The organism is Sorangium sp. So ce128, assembly GCF_051525245.1.
Taxonomy (GTDB): Bacteria; Myxococcota_A; Polyangia; order Polyangiales; family Polyangiaceae; genus Sorangium; species Sorangium cellulosum_B.
Window position 1 is genome coordinate 11258287 of record NZ_CP150313.1, and the last position, 21520, is coordinate 11279806.

At 68.0% G+C, this 21520-nt stretch carries 30 protein-coding genes and 1 pseudogene; 5 read left to right on the forward strand and 26 right to left on the reverse strand.

The annotated features are described in order from the left end of the window. Nucleotides 1–73: 73 nt before the first annotated feature. From rplQ to rplV, 24 genes and pseudogenes are all read right to left on the reverse strand, one after another. Nucleotides 74–592: a 50S ribosomal protein L17 gene (gene rplQ / locus WME82_RS42620; protein WP_012240544.1), complete on the reverse strand. Its 519-nt coding sequence runs from the start codon at nucleotides 590–592 to the stop codon at nucleotides 74–76. A 20-nt stretch (nucleotides 593–612) separates the two neighbouring features. Continuing rightward, the gene (locus tag WME82_RS42625) at nucleotides 613–1653 is read right to left on the reverse strand and encodes a DNA-directed RNA polymerase subunit alpha (protein ID WP_438039996.1); all 1041 of its coding nucleotides are present in this window, start codon (nucleotides 1651–1653) and stop codon (nucleotides 613–615) included. Between the two features lie 208 nt (nucleotides 1654–1861). Further along, entirely contained in the window at nucleotides 1862–2491 is a 630-nt protein-coding gene (gene rpsD, locus WME82_RS42630) for a 30S ribosomal protein S4 (RefSeq protein ID WP_272102129.1), read from the reverse strand. An 11-nt stretch (nucleotides 2492–2502) separates the two neighbouring features. Next, nucleotides 2503–2913 carry a 30S ribosomal protein S11 gene (gene rpsK, locus WME82_RS42635; protein ID WP_012240547.1) on the reverse strand — a complete coding sequence of 137 codons (411 nt, stop codon included), beginning with the start codon at nucleotides 2911–2913 and terminating at the stop codon, nucleotides 2503–2505. A 20-nt stretch (nucleotides 2914–2933) separates the two neighbouring features. Continuing rightward, nucleotides 2934–3314: a 30S ribosomal protein S13 gene (rpsM, locus tag WME82_RS42640; RefSeq protein ID WP_012240548.1), complete on the reverse strand. Its 381-nt coding sequence runs from the start codon at nucleotides 3312–3314 to the stop codon at nucleotides 2934–2936. 43 nt (nucleotides 3315–3357) lie between these two features. After that, nucleotides 3358–3474 carry a 50S ribosomal protein L36 gene (gene rpmJ, locus WME82_RS42645; RefSeq protein WP_012240549.1) on the reverse strand — a complete coding sequence of 39 codons (117 nt, stop codon included), beginning with the start codon at nucleotides 3472–3474 and terminating at the stop codon, nucleotides 3358–3360. A gap of 30 nt (nucleotides 3475–3504) precedes the next feature. After that, nucleotides 3505–3756 carry a translation initiation factor IF-1 gene (gene infA, locus WME82_RS42650; protein ID WP_012240550.1) on the reverse strand — a complete coding sequence of 84 codons (252 nt, stop codon included), beginning with the start codon at nucleotides 3754–3756 and terminating at the stop codon, nucleotides 3505–3507. After that, nucleotides 3753–4394, reverse strand: coding sequence for an adenylate kinase (locus WME82_RS42655; RefSeq protein ID WP_437854186.1), 642 nt, complete (start codon nucleotides 4392–4394; stop codon nucleotides 3753–3755). Before WME82_RS42655 ends, infA begins: the two co-directional genes overlap by 4 nt. A 10-nt stretch (nucleotides 4395–4404) precedes the next feature. Next, nucleotides 4405–5733, reverse strand: a complete 1329-nt coding sequence (gene secY, locus WME82_RS42660; RefSeq protein ID WP_437742265.1) for a preprotein translocase subunit SecY — start codon at nucleotides 5731–5733, stop codon at nucleotides 4405–4407. Nucleotides 5734–5777: 44 nt separating this feature from the next. Then, entirely contained in the window at nucleotides 5778–6269 is a 492-nt protein-coding gene (gene rplO, locus WME82_RS42665) for a 50S ribosomal protein L15 (protein ID WP_437742266.1), read from the reverse strand. Nucleotides 6270–6319: 50 nt separating this feature from the next. Continuing rightward, a complete protein-coding gene (rpmD, locus tag WME82_RS42670; RefSeq protein WP_437742267.1) occupies nucleotides 6320–6523 on the reverse strand; it encodes a 50S ribosomal protein L30 in 204 nt (67 codons plus the stop codon). A 134-nt stretch (nucleotides 6524–6657) separates the two neighbouring features. Continuing rightward, a pseudogene (rpsE, locus tag WME82_RS42675) lies at nucleotides 6658–7137 on the reverse strand (30S ribosomal protein S5); the annotation flags it as partial. A gap of 79 nt (nucleotides 7138–7216) precedes the next feature. Further along, nucleotides 7217–7576: a 50S ribosomal protein L18 gene (rplR, locus tag WME82_RS42680; RefSeq protein ID WP_438039997.1), complete on the reverse strand. Its 360-nt coding sequence runs from the start codon at nucleotides 7574–7576 to the stop codon at nucleotides 7217–7219. 47 nt (nucleotides 7577–7623) lie between these two features. After that, nucleotides 7624–8241 (reverse strand): 50S ribosomal protein L6, encoded by a 618-nt coding sequence (gene rplF / locus WME82_RS42685; RefSeq protein ID WP_437277607.1) that lies wholly within the window; start codon nucleotides 8239–8241, stop codon nucleotides 7624–7626. After that, on the reverse strand, nucleotides 8241–8636 hold the full coding sequence (rpsH, locus tag WME82_RS42690) for a 30S ribosomal protein S8 (protein WP_012240558.1): 396 nt from the start codon (nucleotides 8634–8636) through the stop codon (nucleotides 8241–8243). Before rpsH ends, rplF begins: the two co-directional genes overlap by 1 nt. 4 nt (nucleotides 8637–8640) lie before the next feature. After that, nucleotides 8641–8826, reverse strand: a complete 186-nt coding sequence (locus WME82_RS42695) for a type Z 30S ribosomal protein S14 (protein WP_437742268.1) — start codon at nucleotides 8824–8826, stop codon at nucleotides 8641–8643. Between the two features lie 10 nt (nucleotides 8827–8836). Next, on the reverse strand, nucleotides 8837–9562 hold the full coding sequence (gene rplE / locus WME82_RS42700) for a 50S ribosomal protein L5 (RefSeq protein ID WP_438039998.1): 726 nt from the start codon (nucleotides 9560–9562) through the stop codon (nucleotides 8837–8839). A 2-nt stretch (nucleotides 9563–9564) separates the two neighbouring features. Beyond that, nucleotides 9565–9882 carry a 50S ribosomal protein L24 gene (gene rplX, locus WME82_RS42705; protein WP_272102121.1) on the reverse strand — a complete coding sequence of 106 codons (318 nt, stop codon included), beginning with the start codon at nucleotides 9880–9882 and terminating at the stop codon, nucleotides 9565–9567. Next, the gene (rplN, locus tag WME82_RS42710) at nucleotides 9882–10250 is read right to left on the reverse strand and encodes a 50S ribosomal protein L14 (protein ID WP_012240562.1); all 369 of its coding nucleotides are present in this window, start codon (nucleotides 10248–10250) and stop codon (nucleotides 9882–9884) included. The genes rplX and rplN overlap by 1 nt, the downstream gene beginning before the upstream one ends. Before the next feature lie 4 nt (nucleotides 10251–10254). Further along, nucleotides 10255–10554 (reverse strand): 30S ribosomal protein S17, encoded by a 300-nt coding sequence (rpsQ, locus tag WME82_RS42715; protein WP_272102908.1) that lies wholly within the window; start codon nucleotides 10552–10554, stop codon nucleotides 10255–10257. 53 nt (nucleotides 10555–10607) lie between these two features. Then, nucleotides 10608–10811: a 50S ribosomal protein L29 gene (gene rpmC, locus WME82_RS42720; protein ID WP_272102120.1), complete on the reverse strand. Its 204-nt coding sequence runs from the start codon at nucleotides 10809–10811 to the stop codon at nucleotides 10608–10610. Between the two features lie 8 nt (nucleotides 10812–10819). Then, nucleotides 10820–11233, reverse strand: coding sequence for a 50S ribosomal protein L16 (gene rplP, locus WME82_RS42725; RefSeq protein WP_012240565.1), 414 nt, complete (start codon nucleotides 11231–11233; stop codon nucleotides 10820–10822). A gap of 12 nt (nucleotides 11234–11245) precedes the next feature. Further along, complete coding sequence (gene rpsC, locus WME82_RS42730; RefSeq protein ID WP_061609597.1) at nucleotides 11246–11938, reverse strand: 30S ribosomal protein S3; 693 nt, start codon at nucleotides 11936–11938, stop codon at nucleotides 11246–11248. A gap of 17 nt (nucleotides 11939–11955) precedes the next feature. After that, nucleotides 11956–12294, reverse strand: a complete 339-nt coding sequence (gene rplV / locus WME82_RS42735; RefSeq protein ID WP_012240567.1) for a 50S ribosomal protein L22 — start codon at nucleotides 12292–12294, stop codon at nucleotides 11956–11958. 630 nt (nucleotides 12295–12924) lie between these two features. On the opposite strand from rplV, the gene WME82_RS42740 reads away from it, so the two are divergent. The 3 genes from WME82_RS42740 to WME82_RS42750 all read left to right on the forward strand — a co-directional run bounded on the left by WME82_RS42740 (nucleotide 12925) and on the right by WME82_RS42750 (nucleotide 16645). Then, nucleotides 12925–13644 (forward strand): hypothetical protein, encoded by a 720-nt coding sequence (locus WME82_RS42740; RefSeq protein WP_438044985.1) that lies wholly within the window; start codon nucleotides 12925–12927, stop codon nucleotides 13642–13644. Nucleotides 13645–13966: 322 nt separating this feature from the next. After that, nucleotides 13967–14863, forward strand: coding sequence for an SUMF1/EgtB/PvdO family nonheme iron enzyme (locus WME82_RS42745; protein ID WP_437854192.1), 897 nt, complete (start codon nucleotides 13967–13969; stop codon nucleotides 14861–14863). Nucleotides 14864–15946: 1083 nt separating this feature from the next. Next, complete coding sequence (locus WME82_RS42750) at nucleotides 15947–16645, forward strand: hypothetical protein (RefSeq protein WP_437742271.1); 699 nt, start codon at nucleotides 15947–15949, stop codon at nucleotides 16643–16645. A gap of 92 nt (nucleotides 16646–16737) precedes the next feature. Here the strand turns inward: WME82_RS42750 and WME82_RS42755 are convergent, their stop codons facing one another. Then, nucleotides 16738–17313, reverse strand: a complete 576-nt coding sequence (locus WME82_RS42755) for a hypothetical protein (protein WP_437712567.1) — start codon at nucleotides 17311–17313, stop codon at nucleotides 16738–16740. 1252 nt (nucleotides 17314–18565) lie between these two features. Between WME82_RS42755 and WME82_RS42760 the strand changes: the two genes are divergently transcribed. Continuing rightward, the gene (locus tag WME82_RS42760; RefSeq protein ID WP_438039999.1) at nucleotides 18566–19231 is read left to right on the forward strand and encodes a class I SAM-dependent methyltransferase; all 666 of its coding nucleotides are present in this window, start codon (nucleotides 18566–18568) and stop codon (nucleotides 19229–19231) included. 89 nt (nucleotides 19232–19320) lie between these two features. Next, nucleotides 19321–19944, forward strand: coding sequence for a hypothetical protein (locus WME82_RS42765; RefSeq protein WP_438040000.1), 624 nt, complete (start codon nucleotides 19321–19323; stop codon nucleotides 19942–19944). Between the two features lie 55 nt (nucleotides 19945–19999). Here the strand turns inward: WME82_RS42765 and WME82_RS42770 are convergent, their stop codons facing one another. Further along, a complete protein-coding gene (locus WME82_RS42770) occupies nucleotides 20000–21112 on the reverse strand; it encodes a PhoH family protein (RefSeq protein ID WP_438040001.1) in 1113 nt (370 codons plus the stop codon). Between the last annotated feature and the right edge of the window lie 408 nt (nucleotides 21113–21520).

A 21520-nucleotide genomic window follows, 5' to 3' on the forward strand; every position in this document is an offset into this window, starting at 1 on the left:
GCGAGCTGAGCGCTCTCCCGGCGTGCTGTCTGCGACTGTGCCAGCGCCACGCGGCGCCGGCCTGTCTCCGGTCTCAGCCGGCGGTCGTCGCCGGGGTGGCCGGCTCCGCCGCGGCGACCGGCTCGGCGGCCTGCGCAGGCGCGTCCGCGACCGGCGGCGCGTCGATGAACTCGATGAGGCTCATCTGCGCGCAGTCACCGCGGCGCGGACCGAGCTTGATGATCCGCGTGTAGCCGCCCGGCCGTCCCTCGAAGCGCTTCGAGAGATCGATCATCACCTTCGCGATGATGTCGACCTTCTTGCCGTCGGTCGCGACCCCCCAGCGAGGGATGTAGCTGCCCACGAGCCGCTCCGCGTGGAGCCGGCGCGCTCTATCGCCGGGGCTGAGCTCCCCGTGCGCGGTGTACGCGACCTTGCCGAGCCGCGTCGCCTTGGTGATGAGCCGCTCGGCCACGCGCCGCAGCTCCTTCGCCTTGGCGTCGGTCGTCTCGATCCGCTCGTGGGTGATCAGGTTCGCCGTCAGGTTGCGAAGCATCGCCCTGCGACTGGAGGTATCCCGACCAAACTGCCTGCCCGCTTTCTTGTGACGCATGACGTTCCCTCAGTACCGACTCACGCCTGCGCCTGCTGCGCCTTCCAGCGCTCGAGGAGCTGCGGCCAGTTGTCGATCTTCATCCCGAGCGAGAGCCCCATGTTCGCGAGGATCTCTTTGATTTCCTTCAGCGACTTGCGACCGAAGTTCTTGGTCTTGAGCATGTCCTGCTCGGTCCGCTGCACGAGCTCCCCGATGAGCGTGATGTTCGCGTTCTGCAAGCAGTTCGCAGAGCGGACGCTCAGCTCGAGCTCCTCGACGGAGCGGAACAGGTTCTCGTTGAGCGGCTCGTCGTCGCTCATCACCGCCTGGTAGCTCGTCTCCTCGCTCTCCTCGAAGTTGACCCAGATGGAGAGCTGCTCCTTGAGGATCTTCGCGGCGAAGGCGACCGCGTCCGCCGGCGAGACGGACCCGTTGGTCCAGACCTCGAGCGTGAGCTTGTCGTAATCGGTCACCTGCCCGACGCGGGCGTTCTGCACGGTGTAGTTCACCTTGCGGATCGGCGAGAACAGCGCGTCGATCGGGATGGTCCCGATCGGCATGGTCGGCGTCTTGTTGCGCTCGGCGGGCACGTAGCCGCGGCCCACGTTGACCGTGAGCTCCATCGAGAGCGGGCCCTTCTTGTCGAGCACGGCGATGAGGTGGTCGGGGTTGAGCACCGACAGGCCGTCGACCAGCTGGATATCGCGCGCGTACACGGGCCCGGGCCCCTCGCGATCGATCCGCACCGAGTACGTCTTCGGGGTGGCCGCCTTGAAGACGACCTCCTTCACGTTGAGGATGATGTCGCTGACGTCCTCGACCACGTCCGGCACGGTGGTGAACTCGTGCAGCGCGCCCTCGATGCGGATGGCCGTCGCGGCCGCCCCCTGGAGGGAGGAGAGCAGCACGCGGCGCAGCGAGTTGCCGATCGTGATCCCGAAGCCGCGCTCCAGGGGCTCACACGTGAACTTGGCGTAAAACTGGGTCCCGCTGTCCGCGTCGATCGAGATGCCCTTGGGCCGGATCAGATCGCGCCAGTTACGGGCGATCATCGTGAGGTTCGGGTTGTTCATCGTCATGGCGATCTCCTTCCTTCATGAGGTTTGCGCGGAGGTCTCACGCCGCGGCCGCACTCGACCAATCGACGCCGCCTCCTGCCCGCATCCTAGGCTCCATGCCCCCGCGCGCGAGCGCGGGATGGCGGCGCCGAGGGGAGCCCGCAGCGATCGAGCGCACCCTGCAAGGTGCGCTCGCGCCGCCGCCCTCCTCCGCGCCGCCCTCGCGCGATCAGCGCGAGTAGTACTCGACGACGAGCTGCTCGCGGATCTCCGGCTCGTTGAGATCCTCGCGGATCGGCGCGCCCTTGATCGCGCCGGTGAACGCCGCGCGGTCCACGTCGATCCAGCTCGCGACCGGGCGCTTGTCCGCGCCGCCGACGGAGGCGAGGACGCTCTTGAACTTGCGCGCCCCCTCGGTGAGCTCGACCCGGTCACCCGCCCGAACGACGTAGCTCGGGATGTCCAGCCGCTTGCCGTTCACGTGCACGTGCCCATGCCGGACGAGCTGGCGCGCCTCGGCGCGGGACGAGCCGAAGCCCATCCGGTGCACTACGTTGTCGAGCCGCCGCTCCAGCAGCCCGAGCATCTCCTCGCCCGTCCGGCCCTTGCGCCGGTTGGCCTCCTGGAAATACCCGCTGAACTGCCGCTCGAGCACGCCGTAGATGCGACGCACCTTTTGCTTCTCGCGCAGACGCACCGCGTACTCGCTCAGCTTGATGCGCCCCTGGCCGTGCTGGCCGGGGGGATACGGGCGCCGCGTGTACGCGCACTTCTCGGAGTAGCACCGCTCGCCCTTGAGGTAGAGCTTCATCCCCTCGCGGCGGCAGAGCTTGCAGACCGGACCAATGTAGCGAGCCATCGTGAATTACCTCAAACCCTGCGCCGCTTGGGCGGCCGGCAACCGTTGTGGGGGATCGGCGTGACGTCACGGATCAGCGTCACCTTGAAGCCAGCGGTCTGGAGCGCACGGAGCGCGCTCTCGCGTCCGGCCCCCGGCCCCTTCACGAACACGGCGACCGAGCGCATCCCGTGCTCCTGCGCCCGGCGCGCCGCCTCTTCCGCCGCGAGCTGCGCGGCGAACGGCGTCGACTTGCGCGATCCCTTGAAGCCGCGAGCGCCAGCGGACGACCACGCAATCGCGTTGCCGTTGATGTCCGTGATCGTCACGACCGTGTTGTTGAAGGTCGACTGAATGTGCGCGATACCCGCGGAGACATTCTTCTTGACCTTCTTCTTCTGCTTGGCCTTCGTGGTAGTGGCAGCCGTCTTCGCTTGCGCCATGGCGTCCTAATCCCCGCTCGTCACTTGGTCGCGGCAGGACGCCGCTGCAACATGCCCTTGCGCGGTCCCTTCCGGGTGCGCGCGTTCGTATGCGTCCTCTGCCCGTTCGCCGGGAGCCCGCGCCGGTGGCGGAGCCCTCGGTAGCAGCCGAGGTCCATGAGCCGCTTGATGTTGAGCTGCACCTCGCGCCGCAGGTCGCCCTCGACCTTGTACTCGGCGTCCAGGAGGTCGCGGATCGCCTTCACCTCAGCGTCGCTGAGCTCCTCGACCCGCTTGTTCTGCGGAATGTTGGTCTTCTCGCAGATTTGCAAGGCGAGAGTCCGCCCGATGCCGAACAGGTACGGCAGGGCGTAGGCGACATGCTTCCGACGCGGGAGATCGACACCAGCGATACGAGCCATGGTTACTCCAAACCGAAACGAGGGCGGGCTACCGCCGAAAGAGCTAGTTCCCCTGGCGCTGCTTGTGGCGGGGGTTCTCGCAGATGATCCGAACGACACCACGCCGCCGGACCACCTTGCACTTGTCGCAGATCTTCTTGACGCTCGGGCGCACCTTCACGGGGAGCCTCCAGATTCCTCAAAAACTACGTTACTTGTGCCGGTACGTGATCCGGCCTCGGCTCGGGTCATACGGCGAGACCTCGACGGTCACGCGGTCGCCCGGCAGGATCTTGATGTAGTACTGCCGCATCCGGCCGCTGATGGTCGCGAGGACGCCGAGGCCGTTGTCCGCCTTCACGCGAAACATGGCGTTCGGCAAGGCCTCTTGAACCACGCCGTCGAACTCGAGCTTGTCGCCCTTCGGTTCTTTCGGCGGTCTGGTCTGATTCTTACGCCTCATTCTCCACCCGAGCCCGGCCGGCCAATCGCCGACAGCACCCTGTGCGTAACTTCTTCAGGCCTCCCGACTCCATCGACGCGATGCAGCAGCTTCTTCTGCTCGTAGAACGGAAGAAGGGCGGCCGTCATCGCCTCGTAGGCGTCGAGACGCTTTGCAACAGCCTCGGGCCGATCATCGGCCCGATGCTCTAGCTCCGCACCGGGGGGCGGCGGATTATAGACGAGATGATATATCTGTCCACTGCGTTTGTCAGTTCGGCGATGGATCAGGCGTTCCTCGAGCAGGGGACGGCCCACGTCCAGCTGGATCACCGCATCAATCCGCCTGCCGTCCTGGTTGGCCAGGAGCTCGTCGAGCGCGTCCGCCTGAGGCACAGTCCTGGGAAATCCGTCCAGCAGGAAGCCATCGCTGCAGTCGGGCTCGACCGTCCTGCGCGCGATGAGGCCGATGACGGCCTCATCCGGCAGGAGTCCGCCAGAGTCCATGATGTCCAGATAGCGCTTCTCCAAGGTCCCCGATCGCTTTGCCTCGCGCAGCATGTCGCCGGTCGAGATTTGCGGGATGCCGAAGCGTGCGCACAGCAGCTTCGCCTGCGTACCCTTCCCAGCTCCAGGAGGCCCCACCAGAACCAAGATCATTTGCCCTCCATCACGCTTCCGGGAGCCTGCGGCCCCGGATGCGGGTGGCACCGGGGCCCGTCAGCCCCTCGTAGCTCCGCGTGATCAGGTGCGCCTCCAGCTGGTTCACGGTGTCGAGCGCGACGCCGACGACGATCATGAGCGACGTGCCTCCGAAGCCGAAGGGGACACGCAGCAGGTTGCCGACGATCGAGGGCACCACGCACACCGCGGCGACATAGAGCGCGCCGCCCACGGTGATCCGCTGGATCACGCGGTGAATGTAGTCCGCCGTCTGCTTTCCTGGCCTGATCCCGGGGATATTTGCCTGTTGCTTCTTCAGGTTCTCCGCGACGTCCACCGGCTGGAACGTGACGTTCGTGTAGAAGAAGCAGAAGAAGACGATGAGCAGCGCGTAGCCGGTGTTGAAGACCCAGTCCCCCCGGTTGATGATCGCCTGAATCTGCTCGGCCCCGGGGACGTTCATGTTCGCGAGCGTCTGCGGGAACATCAGCAGCGACGACGCGAAGATGGGGGGGATGGTCCCGGACGTGTTCACCTTCAGCGGCAGGTGCGCCGTCTGCCCGCCGTAGACGCGGCGACCGACCTGGCGCCGCGAGTACACGATCGGGATCTGACGCCTGCCGTTCTCGAAGAACGCGATGACGGCGATGACGAACACGATGAACGCGACGATCGCGGCCATCGTCAGGGGCTGGAGATCGCCGGCGTTCTGGGCGAAGTAGTTGCCGACCTCCTCCGGGATGCGCGTGACGATGCTCGCGAAGATCAGGAGCGAGACGCCGTTCGAGACGCCGCGCTCCGTGATCTGCTCGCCGATCCACATCAGGAACGCGGTCCCGGTCGTCAGCGTGATGACCGTCATCAGCTGAAAGCCGATGCCGGGGTGGTTCACGATCCCGGCCCCGGTCTCGCTGCTCGACAGGCCCTCGAGCATCTTCGCGATCGAGAAGGCCTGGAACAGCGAGAGCGCGACCGTGCCGTACCGCGTGTACTGATCGATCCGCCGTCGACCCTGCTCGCCCTCTTTCCGCAGCTCGTCGATGGGCTTGTAGACCATGCCCATGAGCTGCATGATGATCGAGGCCGAGATGTACGGCATGATCCCGAGCGCGAAGATCGACAGGTTCTCCAGCGCGCCGCCCGAGAACATGTTGAAGAAGCTCAGGAGCCCGCCGGACTGCTTCGCGACGTACTGCCGCATCGCGTTCCGGTCGACGCCGGGCGTCGTCACGAAGACGCCAACCCGGTAGACCGCGAGCATCACCAGGGTGAAGATCACGCGTCGCCGGAGCTCGGGGATCTTGTGGAAGTTGGTGATTCCCGCGAGGCTGGCCATAGGCGATCCTGGACTCCGGCTTGGTGGGTGCGCGTGCGCGCTGACTACGAGGACGAGGAGTCCGTCGAGTTGCCCTGGGGTGCAGGCGCCGCGAGCACGACCGCCTTGCCCCCCGCCTTCTCGATCTTCTCGACCGCTCCCTTGGAGAAGCGGTGCGCCGTCACCGTGAGCTTCTTCGTGAGCTCACCGTCGCCGAGGATCTTCAGCACGTCGAACCGCCCCTGCACGAGGCGGCGCTCGTGGAGCGCGATCAGATCGACCTGGGCGCCATTGTCGAACGCCTCGAGGTCGCCGACGTTGACGTTGACGACGATGTCCGCGAGCGGGTTGCGGAAGCCACGCTTCGGGAGGCGACGCTGGATCGGCGTCTGTCCGCCCTGAAAGTGCTTCTTGTTGATGTTGCCGCCGGCCCGCGCCTTCTGCCCTTTTTGTCCGCGGCCAGACGTCTTGCCGACGCCCGACCCCACGCCACGGCCAACGCGGAGCCTCTTGGTTACGGCGCCTTCAGGGGCTTGGAGCTTAGAAAGAATGTCCATGTTTCACACTTCCGTACGCGGCGACTCCGCTGGAATGACGATCTCGCTTCTCAGGCTTTCGACGAGGTCGCTCCGTCGGCGACCTCCTCGACCTCGACGAGGTGGAGGACCTTCTTCACCATGCCACGGAACGAGGGCGTGTTCGCGACGACCACCTCGGACCCCGGCCCACGCAGGCCGAGCCCCTTGATGATCTTGCGGGTGTGCTCGACCTGGCCGATGTTGCTGGCCCTCTGACGTACCCGGAGCTTCACTGCGAGCCTCCTTCAGCGCCGCCGCTCGGTGCACCACCGCCGCCGCCCGGCTTCCCGGGGGGCGGCGCCACGCTCGCGCGCCGTCGACCCGCGGTGTTCGTGCTACCGCGGCGCTGGTAGTCGAGCGAGTCGAGCTGCATCGACCGCTTGCCGGCGACGCTCTCCGGGCTCTTGAGCCCACGGAGCGCCGCGACGGTCGCGTGCACGACGTTGTGCGGGTTGCTCGTGCCGAGCGACTTCGACAGCACGTCGTGAATCCCCGCCGACTCGACGACGGCGCGCACCGCGCCGCCGGCGATGACGCCCGTCCCAGGGCTGGCCGGCTTGAGCAGGACCTTGCCCGCCCCGACGTGGCCGAACGAGTCGTGCGGGATGGTCACGCCGTCCAGGGGAATGCGGAACAGGTTCTTGCGAGCCTGATCGTTCCCCTTGCGGATGGCCTCCGGCACCTCGTTGGCCTTGCCCAGGCCGATGCCCACGTGCCCCGCTTCGTCGCCCACCACGACCAGCGCCGAGAAGCTGAAGCGCCGGCCGCCCTTGACGACCTTGGCGACGCGGTTGATGTGGATGACTCGCTCTTTCAGCTTCTCTTCGTCGACATGATCGAACGCCATAACCGTCCTCTATCACGTTCTCCGCCGCGGCAGTTGACCGCGCCCGCCGCCCTCACCATCAGGGCAGCGGCTGTGGGAGTCAGAAATCGAGACCTGCCTCGCGCGCCGCCTGGGCGAGGGCGCTGACGCGCCCATGATACAGATAGCCGTTGCGGTCGAAGACGACCTTCTCGATCTGCCTGTCCTTGCAGATCCTCGCGATCAGAGCCCCGACCTTCTTCGCCGCCTCGACCTTGTTGTCCTCGTCGAGGGAGCCCTTGAGGTCCTTCGACAGAGTCGAAGCGTGGGCGAGGGTCTTGCCGCTCACGTCGTCGATGACCTGCGCGTAAATGTGCTTCGAGCTGCGGAAGACGCTGAGGCGCGGGCGCTCCGGCGTCCCCTCGACCTTCTTGCGGATGCGGAGCTTCCGGCGCTCCCGACCGACGATTTTCATGCCCATGACCGTCTCGTCCCTCGGTGCAGCGGCGTACACGCCGCCGCTCGCCTTTACTTCTTGCCGCCCTTGCCGGCCTTGCCAGCCTTCTCCCGCACGCGCTCGCCGCGGTATCGGACGCCCTTGCCGCCGTACGGCTCCGGCGGCCTGAAGCCACGGATCGTCGCGGCCGTCTGCCCGATGAGCTCCTTGTCCGCGCCCGTCAGGACCAGGACGGTGCCCTTCGAGTCCGCCGGGATCGTCGCCGTGAGCCCCGTCGGCACCGGGAACGTCACCGGGTGGGAGAAGCCGAGGGCGAAGTTCAGCGTCGTGCCCTTGAGCTCGACGCGATAGCCGGTCCCCTTGAGCTCGAGCGTCCGCTCGTAACCCTCGGCGACGCCCTTCACCATCGCGGCCACGAGCGCCCGCGTGAGGCCCTGGAGGCGCGACCCGTCGCGCCCAGGCGCCACCGAGCTCACGTGCAGCTTGCTGCCCTCGAGCTTGATGTCCACCTTGTCGGTGATCGCGCGGGAGAGCTGGCCCTTCGGACCCTTGACGTCGATCTTCCGGCCGTTGACGGTCGCGGTGACCCCCTTCGGCAGGTCGATCGGGCGCTTGCCAACGCGCGACGTCTTCGGAGCGAGCCGGCTGTCACCGTTCGCGGGCTGGGCTGCGTTCGCCTGAGCTTCCATCACCACACCTCGCAGATCAGCTCGCCACCCATCTTGAGGCGGCGCGCATCCCTGTCGCTCATGAGCCCGCGGGACGTGCTCAGGATCGAGATCCCGAGCCCGCTGAACACGCGCGGGATCCTGTCGTGACGCACGTACACGCGGCGCCCGGGGCGGGAGACGCGGCGCACGCCGTCGATCGCGCTCTGTCGATCGCGCCCGTACTTGAGCACGATCGTGAGCTTCTTGGGACCCTCACCCTCGGTCTCGCGCACGTCGGCGATGAAGCCCTCGGACTTGAGGATCTCCGCGACCGCGGCCTTGATGCGACTCGCGGGGACCTCGGTCCGGTCGTGCCGCGCGAGCGCCGCGTTGCGAATGCGGGTCAGCATGTCGGCGATGGGATCGGTCATCATAGAATCACCAGCTGGCCTTGATCACACCAGGGAGCTCACCACGGAGCGCGAACAACCGAAGGCAGACGCGGCAGAGCTCGAAGTCGCGGTAGTAAGCGCGCGCGCGCCCGCACACCTTGCAACGGTTCTTTTGCCGCGTAGAAAACTTCGGCGGACGGTTCAGCTTCGCAAACTCTTTTGCACGGGCCATCGAAAATCCCTCAATGCCGGAACGGGATGCCAAGCTCGGTCAGGAGCGCGCGTCCTTCTTCGTCCGTCTTCGCCGTGGTCACGAACGAGATGTTGAGCCCCTTCACGACATCGATCTTGTCGTAGTCGATCTCGGGGAAGATGATCTGCTCGCGCAGGCCCATCGTGAAGTTGCCCTTGCCGTCGAACCCCTTCGGGCTCACGCCCTTGAAGTCGCGAACACGCGGAAGAGAGAACGCGATCAGGCGATCCACGAACTCCCACATCCGCTCGGCACGCAGGGTCACCATCACCCCGATGGGCAGGTTCTCGCGCAGCTTGAAGGTCGCGATCGACTTCCGGGCCCGGGTCACCACCGGCTTCTGGCCGGAGATCGCCCGCATGTCCTCGACGGCGGAGTCGATGATCTTCGGGTTCTGCACCGCGGCGCCGAGACCCATGTTGATGACCACCTTCTGCAGGCGGGGCACCATCATCGGGTTCTTGTAGCCGAACTTCTTCGCGAGCGCGGCCGTCACGCTCTTCCTGTAGTGCGTGCGAAGCCGCGGCGCATAGTTCGGGTCGCGCGGGCGCTCCTCGGCCGGCCCGGAGGCCTCGGCGTCGGCGCCCTTGGCCCTCGCGCCCTTGGCTTCCTTGCTCTTGGCGGGCGCCTGCGGCTTGGCCTGCTGCGGCTTGGGCTTGTCCTTGCCCTTGCCGGCGTCCTTGGCCGCCTTGTCCTTGTCCTTCTTGTCCGCCATGGCTAGCCCACACCGATCGCGCTGCCGCTCTTGCCGACGCGCGTCTTCTTGCCGTCCTCACCGACGCGGACCTTCACGCGCGTCGGCTTGCCCGTCGCCGGATCGACCGGCATGACATTCGAGGCGTGAATCGGCGCCTCCTTGGTGATCTTCCCACCCTCCTGATTGCGCGGCGTGGGCCGCTGGTGGCGGGTCACCGTGTTCAGGCCTTCCACGACCACGCGATCCTCGTCAGCGAGGATCTTGGTGATCCGGCCCTGCTTCCCCTCCTCCTTGCCGCTGATGACCTGCACGAGGTCACCGACCCTGAGGCGCTTCATCAGAGGACCTCCGGAGCGAGAGAGATGATCTTCATGAACTTCTTCGCGCGGAGCTCACGGGCGACCGGCCCGAAGATACGGGTACCGATCGGCTCCTTCTCCTTGTTGATGAGGACCGCGCTGTTCCCGTCGAACTTGATGTAGCTGCCGTCCGAGCGCTGGTACTCCCGGGCGGTGCGGACGACGACGGCGCGCGCCGTCTCGCCCTTCTTCACCTTGGTGCCCGGCAACGCCTCCTTGATCGAGACGACGATGACGTCGCCGAGAGCGGCGTACTTGCGGCGCGAGCCGCCGAGCACCTTGATGCACTTCACGATTCGGGCGCCGGAGTTGTCCGCGACCTCGAGATGCGTCGACACCTGGATCATGGCGCTACTCCTCCACCGGGCGGGCAACGAGCTTGGTCACGAGCCACCGCTTGTCGCGGGAGATCGGCCTGTGCTCCGTGATCTCGACGCGATCGCCCACCTTGTACTGGTTCGTCTCGTCGTGCGCCTTGTAGCGCTCCCGCTGACGGACGTACTTTTTGTACACAGGGTCGAGCGCGTTCCGGATGACCTCGACGGTGACCGTCTTGTTCATCTTGTCGCTGGTCACCTTGCCGACCAGCTTGCGCCGGAAGCCGTGCGCCTTCGCCTCGGTCTCGGCCTGCGCAGGCGCCGCGGCTGCCAGCTCGGGCGCCGCAGCGGCCGGCTGCTGGGTCTCTGCCTTCTTCTTCGCCATGGCTACGCCTTCTCCTCGGCACGCGCGCGCTGCGTGAGGATCGTCTTCACCCGCGCGAGATCCCGCTTCGACTTGCGGATCGTCGCCGTGTCGTTCAGCCGATTCGTGAAATTCTTGAACCGCGCCTCGAACAGGCCCGCCGCCAGAGACTTCTCGAGCTCGCGCAGGTGCTCGGTGGTGCGTTCACGCAAATCCTTCGCCTTCATCGCCTACCTCACGTCAGCCCGCGGGCGAGGAACTTGCACTGCATCGGGAGCTTGTGCGACGCGAGGCGGAACGCCTCCTTCGCAGTCTCCTCGCTCACGCCGCTGATCTCGTACATCACGCGGCCCGGCTGCACGAGCGCGCACCACTCCTCGGGCGCGCCCTTGCCCCCACCCATGCGGACCTCGAGCGGCTTCTTCGTCACCGGACGGTCCGGGAAGATGCGGATCCAGAGCTTGCCCGCGCGCTTCACGTGCCGCTGGATCGCCATACGAGCCGCCTCGATCTGCCGCGAGGTGACGCGGGCAGGCTCGACGCACTGGAGCGCAAAGTCGCCGAAGGAGACGTCGCTGCCCGTCATGGCGAGGCCGCGGTTGTTCCCCTTCTGCATCTTGCGGAACTTGGTTCGCTTCGGAGACAGCATTCTGCAATCCCTCTACTGGATCCGGCGCGCCTTACGCTGCAGGACCTCGCCCTTGAACATCCAGACCTTCACGCCGATGATGCCGACCTTCGTCTTCGCCTCGGCCAGGCCGAACTCGATGTCGGCGCGGAGCGTGTGCAGCGGCACCCGGCCCTCGCGGTAGGTCTCGACGCGGCTCATCTCGCTGCCACCGAGCCTGCCGGCGCAGCGCACGCGGATGCCCTTCGCGCCGAACTTCATCGCGGTGGCCACCGCCTTCTTCATCGCCCGGCGGAACGCGATCCGGCGCTCGAGCTGCGTCGCGATGTTCTCGGCGACGAGCTGCGCGTTGGTCTCGGCCTTCCGGACCTCCTGCACGTCGATGAACACCTCGTTGTCGGTGAACGACGACACGCCGGGGAAGAGCGTCTCACCCTTGGATGCGGTGCCGACGTTCCCGCTCTTCAGCGTCTCGATGCCCTTGCCGCCCTTGCCGATCACCATGCCGGGGCGGGCGGTGAAGACGATCACCTTCGCGCGGTTCGCGGCGCGCTCGATCTCCACGCCGGCGATGTTGGCGTTGTAGAGGTACTGCTTGATCGCGCGCTTGATGCGGATGTCCTGGTGGAGCCACTTCTGATACGCAGCGCCGTCCTCGTACCACTTGCTGCTCCACGTCTTGATGACACCGACGCGGAAGCCATACGGATGGGTCTTTTGTCCCATAGCGGCAGGTCCTCTACTTACTTTCTCTCGTCGACTTCGATGACGATGTGCGACACGCCCTTGGTGATCCGGGTCGCACGGCCCATCGCGCGCGGCCGCCAGCGGCGGTTGAACTTGTTCGGCCCCTTGTCGACGGTGGCCTTGCTGATGAAGAGCGCGTCGATGTCGGCGCCCGCCTGCTGGGCGTTCGCGACCGCGCTCTCGATGATCTTCCGCAGGACGGGGGCTCCGCTCTTCTGCGTGAACGAGAGCAGCTGGATCGCCTCGTCCGCGTCGCGACCTCGAACGAGATCGGCGATCATGCGAGCCTTGCGCGGGGCGATCCGCGAAAACATCGCACTGGCTTTGCTTACCATTCGAGACACCTCGCGACACCGGCGGGCGGAGTTACTCCGTACCGGGTTTCGGTTCGCTGCGAACCGGTTGCACCGTCGTACGCTTCCGGTCCCAGCCCGACGTCCATCGACGTGGGCCCCCTTCGCGTCACCGGGGGGGTTCCCGCGGCGGCCGAAGGAGCGGAGCTGGGATCGAAGCGCCGTTACGGCTCTTCTACTGGGAGACCGGGAGGACACCCGATCGCCCGGGAAAACGGAGCGCGGTGATTACCAGCGGGGGGCGCGGTACGCAAGCGCGATCCTTCCGCTCCCCTTCAGTTTGTTTCGCGCGTCCCCGCGGGCTGAGCAGCTTTTCAGATCCTCCTGAACGGACGTCGGGGGCTCCGGGCACGCCGAGCCTGGTGCCCGGGCAGGCGGACGGATGAACACGAGGCCGAGTTCTGTTCTTGACACTGACGAAATACAGCTGAAACAAGCTGTCGACGGCGGCCTGAGCCGTCGACGGCGGAGGTGCACCCCCCGGAGCGTCGGCGTCGGACGGCTGGACCAGGCCGAAGAGCAGGATTGCGAGGGGAATAGGGGAGCCCCAGGTTCAGTCGAACGCACCAGGCCGTGGAACTCTTCCCTGACATTGTAGGAGGCAACGTGACCATGCTTGCTCGCCATCGCCATTCTTTCCTCGCGCTTACCTTTATCTTGCCCGCCATCTACACCGGCTGCGTCGTGACCACGGAGGACACCGACAACGAGGTGGACCAGACGGTCGGCCCCGGCGTCACCCACGGATCCACGAGCAGCGGCGGCGACGGCGGCCAGGGCGGCGACGGCGGCCAGGGCGGCGACGGCGGCGACGGCGGCACCGGCGGCGACGGCGGCCAGGGCGGCACCGGCGGCAGCGACGCCTGCATCGAGGCGTCGGACGGTAACCTCACGGTCGCGGCCTGTGACGAGCTCAACATCTCGCCTGCGCAGGGGGCGACGAGCCAGTGCGGCGCGAACCGCGACGAGGACCCGATCGGCTACGGGCTCTGCAAGCACGGCTTCGCCGTCTTCTCCCCGGGTCACGCCGCGGACCTCGTGGACTGCCTGAGCGACATCGGCGTGGAGCGGGCGTGCGATGTGGATCCCGTTCAAGCGTGCATGAACCGCACGTACGCCAACGCGTGCCCGCACCAGGCCGACGAGATCTGCGACACCATCTCCGACTTCTGCGACGCTGGCACGTTCGACCCCGCCAAGTGCGCGGCTCAGATGAACCCCCTCAACCGAGATGCAGCGGACGATCTCGTCGCGTGCATGAACGACAACCCCGATGTCTCCTGCCAGGAGGCTTACGACGCATGCTACGAGGAGATCATGGCCTTCGAGTGACCCGGCCGCCGCCACGGGTGCACAGCCTGCGCGCCCATCGTGCGCGCTCTGCTCTCGCCGTTCTTTTCCCCTGGCATTCGACGCACACCAGATGACCTCTGGGCCTCTCACCAGCTCACACCCACCTTAGCGCCCCAGCGCGCGCACCCTCTCATGTAGGCCCGTTCGGGGAGCCCCCGAGCGCGGTATTCGGTTGCAAAAAAGATCGCGGGAAGGGATCCTCGGCTCCTCCGTGGCCAAGGACTCCTCCCGCCCGCGCCTGGCAGCCTCCGTTCCGCGATCGCCGGGGGCGCGTCCATTCCGCGGCGGAGCGCTCCTCGGCGTGCTCGTCGCGTCGGCCGGCTGTGCTCCGGGGTCGACGACAGCGGAGCAGATCACGCCGCGCCTGATGGTGCGCGCCTCGCTCGAGGGGACCGCCGCCGTCCCGACGGAACGGCGCATCAAGGCCAAGGAGAGCGCGCTCGCTGCCGTCAAGGACAGCGCAACGCTCGCCTCGGGGATGGAGTCCGAGATCGGCGCCATCCCGATGTCCTCCTCGACGGCCAGCGCGCGCTGCCCCGCGGAGATGGCCCTCGTCGACGATCGCGTGTGCGTCGACCGCTGGGAGGGCGCTCTGGTCGAGGTGACGCCCAGCGGTGAGCGCCCCTGGTCGCCTTACGATCCGATTGACGGGAACGAGCGCCGCGTCCGCGCCGTGTCCTGGCAGGGGGTCATGCCCCAAGGCTACATCAGCGGGCGGCAGGCCAAGCTGGCGTGCGCGGCATCGGGCAAGCGCCTGTGCACCTCGGAGGAGTGGGTGACCGCCTGCCGAGGGCCGGACGACACGACGTTCCCCTACGGCGCGCTCCGCCAGCAGGGCGCGTGCAACGATGACGAGCGACGGGTTCACCCCGTCGCCGAGATCGCGGCGCTGCTCGACATCAAGCCCGAGGAGCGCTGGACGACGGCGATGAACAACCCGCTCATCAACCAGCTGTCCCAGGCGCTGCTCCCGACGGGCGAGCGCGCGGGATGCACCAACGCCTACGGCGTGTTCGACATGGTAGGCAACCTCCACGAGTGGGTCGATGATCCGAGCGGCACCTTCCGTGGCGGCTATTTCATGGACACGACGCGCAACGGCGAGGGCTGCAAATATGCCACGACCGCCCACTCCTTCGGCTACCACGACTACTCGACGGGCTTCCGGTGCTGCATGGATCCGGAGCAGGCCGACTAGCGCTGGCCGCGCGGCGCGCGGCCGGCACGATAGCGGGGTGCAGGTTGGTTTGATACGGGCTCAGCCGCTAGGCAGGCGAGTGAGGCGTACGAAGGTACGCCGCAGCGAGCCGAACGACGCGGATGAGCCTGTAGCGCGCGAACCCGCACCCCGCTATGGGGCAGACGCGAATCGAACGCGGAGCTCGGGGCGATCCAGCGGGGAGACAGGGCGGTCGCCGCGCGCGCATCTTTCCGTGACGCCACGGGCGCTCCGACAAGGCGGCTCGGGCGCGGCGCGAGCGAGCGTGCGAGTCGTGGAGAAGCCAGGGCCGCCGCGCAGCAAGCCAGGGCGACACCAGCGAAGAGATTGCCGATGCTCGACTCCATAGTGAGCGCGCCCACGCGGCGCCGTGCCGCCGCGACCGCCCTTGCCGCCCTGACGGCCCTCCTGGCGCTCGGTTGCGGGAAGAAGGAAAAGACAGCGCCCATCACCGTCCCGCCGCCCCCGGGCGCGGCGTCCTCGGATGAGCTCACCACCGCCATTGGCCAGGCGCGTGGCATCGATTCGGCGCTCGCGCCGTCGTCGACCCGATGGCGACGAGCGTTCGTGCTCGATGAGAGGCGAGCCGTGGTGACAGGAGAGGTCGAGAACGAGGCGATCGCGCTCGTGACCGAAAACGCAGGCCGGACCTGGCGATCTCTGCGGCGCGTCCGCGAGGGGTGGTCGACCTGGTCGGTCGGCGGAGACGGCGCCACGGTGCTCACCACCGGTCCGCGTGGCCCGGCTCTCCCGACGGAGACACGCGGGAATCGAGGGACGCCGTCCGCGCTGGACCCGCCGAGTCTCTTCTTCGCTCCGTTCGAGGCGACCGACCTCTCGGCGCCTTCACCGGTCACGCTACCCGCGCTGAGCCGCGGAGCACGGCCGCTGGTGAACGCTGTGCCCGCGGTGCTCTCCGCCGAGAGCGCCGCGCTGCTCGTGGAGCCCAAGCCTCGGCACGCGACCCTCGTCTATGCGGGGCCGGCGGGCGCCCAGCCGGTGCCTCCCGTCCCGCTTCCCACGCAGGAACAAGCGCTGCCCGTGCCTTATGGCCGCCCACCGATGCTCCTGTCGGTGCGCGGGCGCAACCTCCTCGTGCGGCCCGTCCCCGCGCCGGGGAAGCCGCTCGACGCACCGAAGAGCGTCGAGGGACTCGCGATGAACCCAGCGGCTATCGCCGCGCTCTCCACGACACCAGCATGCGACTTCGCCGGCTGGTCGATCCAGCTCGTTCCTCAGCCGCCCGACAAGACCGCCGTGGTCGCCGTCTCCGCTGCCCAGACAGCCGTGCTGAAGCTCCCGGCGAAAGCTCCGCCTGGAGCGTCGGTCGGCTGCGCAGCCGATCGGATCATGGTCGAAGTCATGACGCCCACAACCGGAGAGCCCACGCTCGCGACGTGCACCCTCCAAGGCACCTGCGTCATCGCCGAGAAACCGCCCTTTCGCCCCTGGCTGGAGCCGCATGAACGGTCTATCGCCCTGGCGCCCACACGCGAAGGCGTCACCGCAGTGCTGACTTCCCGCGCGGCAGCGCGATGGGGGCTCTATATCGCGCTATCGCCGGAAGTGGGCAAGATCTACGACGTCCCCAGGATGATCGGCGAAGGCACAGGCGAGCGCGGCCGTATCGAGCTCGGAACCCTCCTCTCGTTCGGAAATCGACTCTTGATGCTCCTCCAAGCGGACGTCACCGGGACATCGCGCCGCGGCTGGTACGTCGCGGCCTCCGATGATGGCGGGCTCACCTGGAGCCCGCCCTGAGCTCCGTCTCGAACGGGATAGTCATTCCAAACGCAGCGCGTCAGCACAGCTTGCATCCCATCTGATGCTGACGTGCGCGGTGGTCCCCAGACCTACTTCGGAGGAGCGGCAGCCGGAGCGACGCGCTTGCGCCCCTTGACGCTCGGCTTCTTCACGACAGGCGCAGGCCCAGCCGCGGTCTTGCGCGCGTTCGCGCTCGCCTGCTCGGCGGTCTTCGCGTCGCCTGCATAGCGGGCGAAGCGACGATCGCCGCCTTGGAAAATCCGCTTCTCCAGCTTCAGCTCCTTCAGCGCGGCGGCGGCGCGGGTCTGCGGGATACCCGCCTGCTTCGCCACCTCGCTCGCGCTGACGCCAGAGCTCGCTTTGACGACGCGCTCGACGGCATCCAGCGTCTCCTGACGCTCCGCCGAGGCGGCCGGCGACTTGCGCGGGCGACCAGGCCGACGCTTCGGCGCGGCGCCGCGCTTGGCCGCGACGGAAGACGTTTTGGACTGGACCGCTCCAGCAGCGCGGGCGCGCGCGCGGCTGCGGCGCGGCGCCGCAGGAGGAACCAACGGCGCTTCCCCTGTCACGGCGCCCAGCTGATTCTTGACGAGCGCGAGGATCGCCTCGTCCGGCATTTTCCGCACGAGGTTTACAATCTGCTGTGAAAAGGCGTCCGTTGCCATGTGCTCTCCCTCGTCGCCGAATCCAGCTCGGCGGTTGGATACGACTATGCCGTTGCCACTTGCCTGGTCAAGCGAATTGAGGATAGAGGGCCGTCTTTTCTTTCAATAGGCGCTGCGGGCGGGCTCAATCGGAGAGCTCATTGGACGGGACGGCCCCGAACGGCTGGGCTGCTTTGCTCGACAGGCGCCGAGCGATGAAACCCCCGCCAGCGTCGATTGATGGCCGAGACCCCTCCCCCGCGCAGGACGGCCTCGAGGCCGCGCCAATCCTCTCTCGGCCCCCTGACGATGCACCGCGGCATTGCGTGTCTCGGGTGCTCGGGTCTGGTCAGGTAAGCACCGTCCGAGAACCGAGCAACCCCGCGCCTCGGGGCCGCGCCCGTCACGGGCGGCAATGCGGGCGCGCGCACATCCGCGAGGTGCAGCGACCCGGCGCGAGCCTCCCCGCCCCCAATCATTGAAGCGCCTCACGCAGGGTGCGACCGCCTGGCGACCCCACACAGGCGGCCGGCGCGTGGCTACATTGCACGCCCCGGGCGCACGACTGACCTATGCGGAGGCGTGATAGGATGCCCGCTCGGCGGGTGGGGCGCAGCACGGACGCTTCGCTATGAGCGCCGGCGGGGCGGGGAGTCCGGGTCGAGCTCTCGACACGACATCCGCTCATCACGCCGGGGATTTCGCGGACCCACGCTGACCGCCCGATCGCGCGCCAACCCGCCGAGCTCTTCGAAATGACGACTCTGCGCCGGTCTCGCCGCCGGATGCGCGCTCGGGCCCGCAGTGCCGCTCTCAACATCACGCGCGCGGCCGCCGCCCGCGGCTCCCGCTGGGTAGGCGCCTGAGGGCCGTCGTGTCCGGCGGACCGGTGTGTACGCGCGGCTCAGGCTCATCCCGCAAGACACCTCGTTACATAGCGGAGCGCGGAGGCGCGCTCATCGTCGTCTTCGGCCTCTCCGATCGAGCCTTTCCGAGAGAGCTCAGCCTTCGGCCCCCGCGCTCGCGAGCGCGAGTCCGCGCGTCCGCCCCGAGGGCACGTCCTCTACGACATTGGCGCCTGCGCCAATGGGAGGAGGACGAGGCGGGGAGCCGGCCGGCTCCGTCTCGACTTCTTCAAACGCCTTCCTGTCCATATCTACGACGCCCACGATCCACCCCGCCCCCGCTCGACCTCCGTCCGACCGGCGGCCGAGATTGACCAGCCGCCGACAATCGGTTGACACGCGCTTCGGCCGCGGAGAAGGATGCGCGCATGTCACTGGTGCGCGTGCTCGAGCCAGAGGTCATGGATACCGACGAGGACGCGCGGGCCTACGACAGCATGGACCACGCCGCCGTGAACACGGCGTTCTGCGACGCGCTCCTCTCCCACAACCCCGGTCTCGCATACGCCCTCGACGTCGGCACAGGGACGTGCCTGTTGCCCATCGAGCTTTGCAGGCGCGCCCCCGCCGCGCGGATCAAGGCGATCGATCTCTCCGCGGCGATGCTCGAACTCGGGCGCCGCCATGTCGAGCAGGCCGGGCTCACCGAGGCCATCGCGCTCGCGCTCGTGGATGCCAAGGCGCTGCCCGAACCGGATGAGACATTTTCAGCCGTGCTCTCGAACAGCATCGTCCACCACGTCCCGGAGCCAGCGCAGGTGCTGCGCGAGATGCTCCGCGTCCTCCAGCCCGGCGGGCTCCTGTTCGTGCGGGACCTGGTCCGTCCGGAAGACGAGGCGTCGCTCGCCGCCCTCGTCGACATGTACGCGGCGAACGACACGGCGTACCAGCGAGCCCTCTTCGACGCGTCGCTGCGCGCGGCGCTCTCGCTCGACGAGGTGCGTGAGGTGCTGCGCTCGCTCCGGATTCCCCCCGAATGCGCGCAGATGACGAGCGACCGGCACTGGACCCTCGCGTTCCGCAGGGCCTCCTGATCCGCGGGCGCCGCGCGCTGGTCCGGGCCGCGGCGCGGGCACGTCAAATCGACGCGACGGCCAGCCCGGCTCGTAATAAAAGCGTCCACGTGAACGCCATCGGAACACGAGCTCGCCGGGCGCGCGGCGTTGCCCCCGCGCTCTTCCTGTCCTTCGCCATCGTCCTCGCGGCATGCGAGGAGGGCCCGCCTCGCCCGAGCGAGCCGGAGCGGCCCGCACCCCCGTCGCCTCAGCCGAGCGCGGGGCTCGCGCCGCCCGCGGCCAGCTCGGCCGCCGCAGAGCCCCCGAGCGCAAGCGCGCCGGGAGACGCGGGCGAGCCGAAGGGCACGCCCGCATGGCAAGGGACATGGGAGGGGCGCTACGACGCCAAGAAAGGCAGCGTCGTGATGCCCCCGAAGGTCAAGGACGCCGCGCGCCAGAAGGACGACGGGAAGCAGGTCACCGGCCCTGGCACGGTGACGCTGACCATCGAGCCGAGCGGTGAGCTGAAGGGCACCGCGAAGGGAGCGCTCGGCGACGCGACGCTCGTGGGAAAGGTCGAGGACGGCATGGTCCGCGCATCGGTCTTCCCCGACGATCCGCGCGCGCCGAACGCGATGACCGGCGTCCTGGTCGGCGAGCTGAAGGAGAACGTCGTCCACGGCAGGATCCGGGTGACCGGGCCCGATGCCCTCCTGGTGCGCGAGTCCCCCATCGAGCTGAAGAAGAAATGAGCAGCGCAGCCGGGCGAGACGTCGACGCCGGCGTCTCGCCCGGCTGCGTCGCGCGTCAGCTCGCTGCGCCGGCTCCTCCCGGCTCGCCTGCTGGCGCGCGGCCCTGCGGCTCCTGCGGCGCAGCCCCGGCCTCTCCCGCTGCACTGCCGCGCGCGCCGCCGCGACCCGCCTCCGCCCGCCGCTCCTCGCGCTGGCGCGCCACCTCGGCGTCCCGTTGCTCGTACGCCACGATGATCCGCTGCACGAGCGGGTGGCGCACGACGTCGACCTCGGTGAACGAGCAGATCGCAATCCCGTCGATCCCCGCGAGCAGCTCGCGCGCCTCCGCGAGGCCGCTGCGCGCGCCGTGCGGGAGATCGACCTGCGTGACGTCGCCCGTCACCACGGCGCGGGAGGCGTAGCCGAGGCGGGTGAGGAACATGCGCATCTGGTCGCTCGTCGCGTTCTGCGCCTCGTCGAGGATGACGAAGCAATCGTTGAGCGTGCGGCCGCGCATGAAGGCCAGCGGCGCGACCTCGATCTGACCGCGCGTCACGAGGCCTTGCGCCTTGTCCGCATCCATCATGTCATGGAGCGCGTCGTAGAGCGGGCGCAGGTAAGGATTCACCTTCTCGGCGAGATCGCCGGGGAGGAAGCCGAGCCGCTCTCCCGCCTCGACGGCAGGACGGGTCAGGATGATCCGCTTCACGCGGCGCTCGAGCAGCGCGTGCACCGCCATGGCCATCGCGAGGTAGGTCTTGCCCGTCCCCGCCGGCCCGATGCCGAACGTCATGTCGTGCGATCGGATCGCCTGGATGTAGCGCTTCTGCGCCAGCCCCTTCGCCGAGATAGGCCGACGGCGCGCCGAGATGAGGACGACGTCCTCGAACAGCTCCCGCAAGGTCATCCCCGGGTCGTCCCGGAGCGCCTGCACTCCGCGCACGTAGTCCTGGGGATCGAGGACCACGCCGCTCCTCAACATCTGCGCGGCCTCTGCCAGGCACCGCTCGGCGAGGGCGACCTTGTCGGCGTCCCCGGCGAGCCGGATCGTGTTGCCTCGAACGCCCGACTCGATGCCAAGAGTGCGCGCGATGAGCTTGAGATGCTCGTTCCCCGGCCCGGCGAGGGCCACCAAGGTGCTGTTGTCGAGCACCTCGACATCCGCCGTGATCCGCACGCTGGTCGTCATCCCGTGATCCTTCCCCGCCTCTGCCCCGGCGCTCCGTCGCCGGCACGTGCCGCCACTCCATGAGCAGGACCTTGACGCGGCTCACCTCTCGCTCGAATGTCGCGCTCGCTCGCCGTAGGGCCTACACAGAATCGTAACGTCCTGGTCATAATTTCGCGTCGCAGTGCATGCGAGATCCGGCGAGCGGGCGAGCCGCACACAGGGAGAACTGCATGAGGTTAGCTACATCGGCGCTGCTGGGCATGACTGTTACGCTGTCGGGCCTTTCGGCGCTAGCACAGCCTGGACCTCAGGGCCCAGCGCAACCTGCCCCGCCGCCGCCTCCGGCCGCTGCCCCGGCGGCTCCTGCCGGCGCGGTTCCGCCCGCTGCCGCTGCCGCTCCGACGCCCGCACCGCCGCCCGACGCGG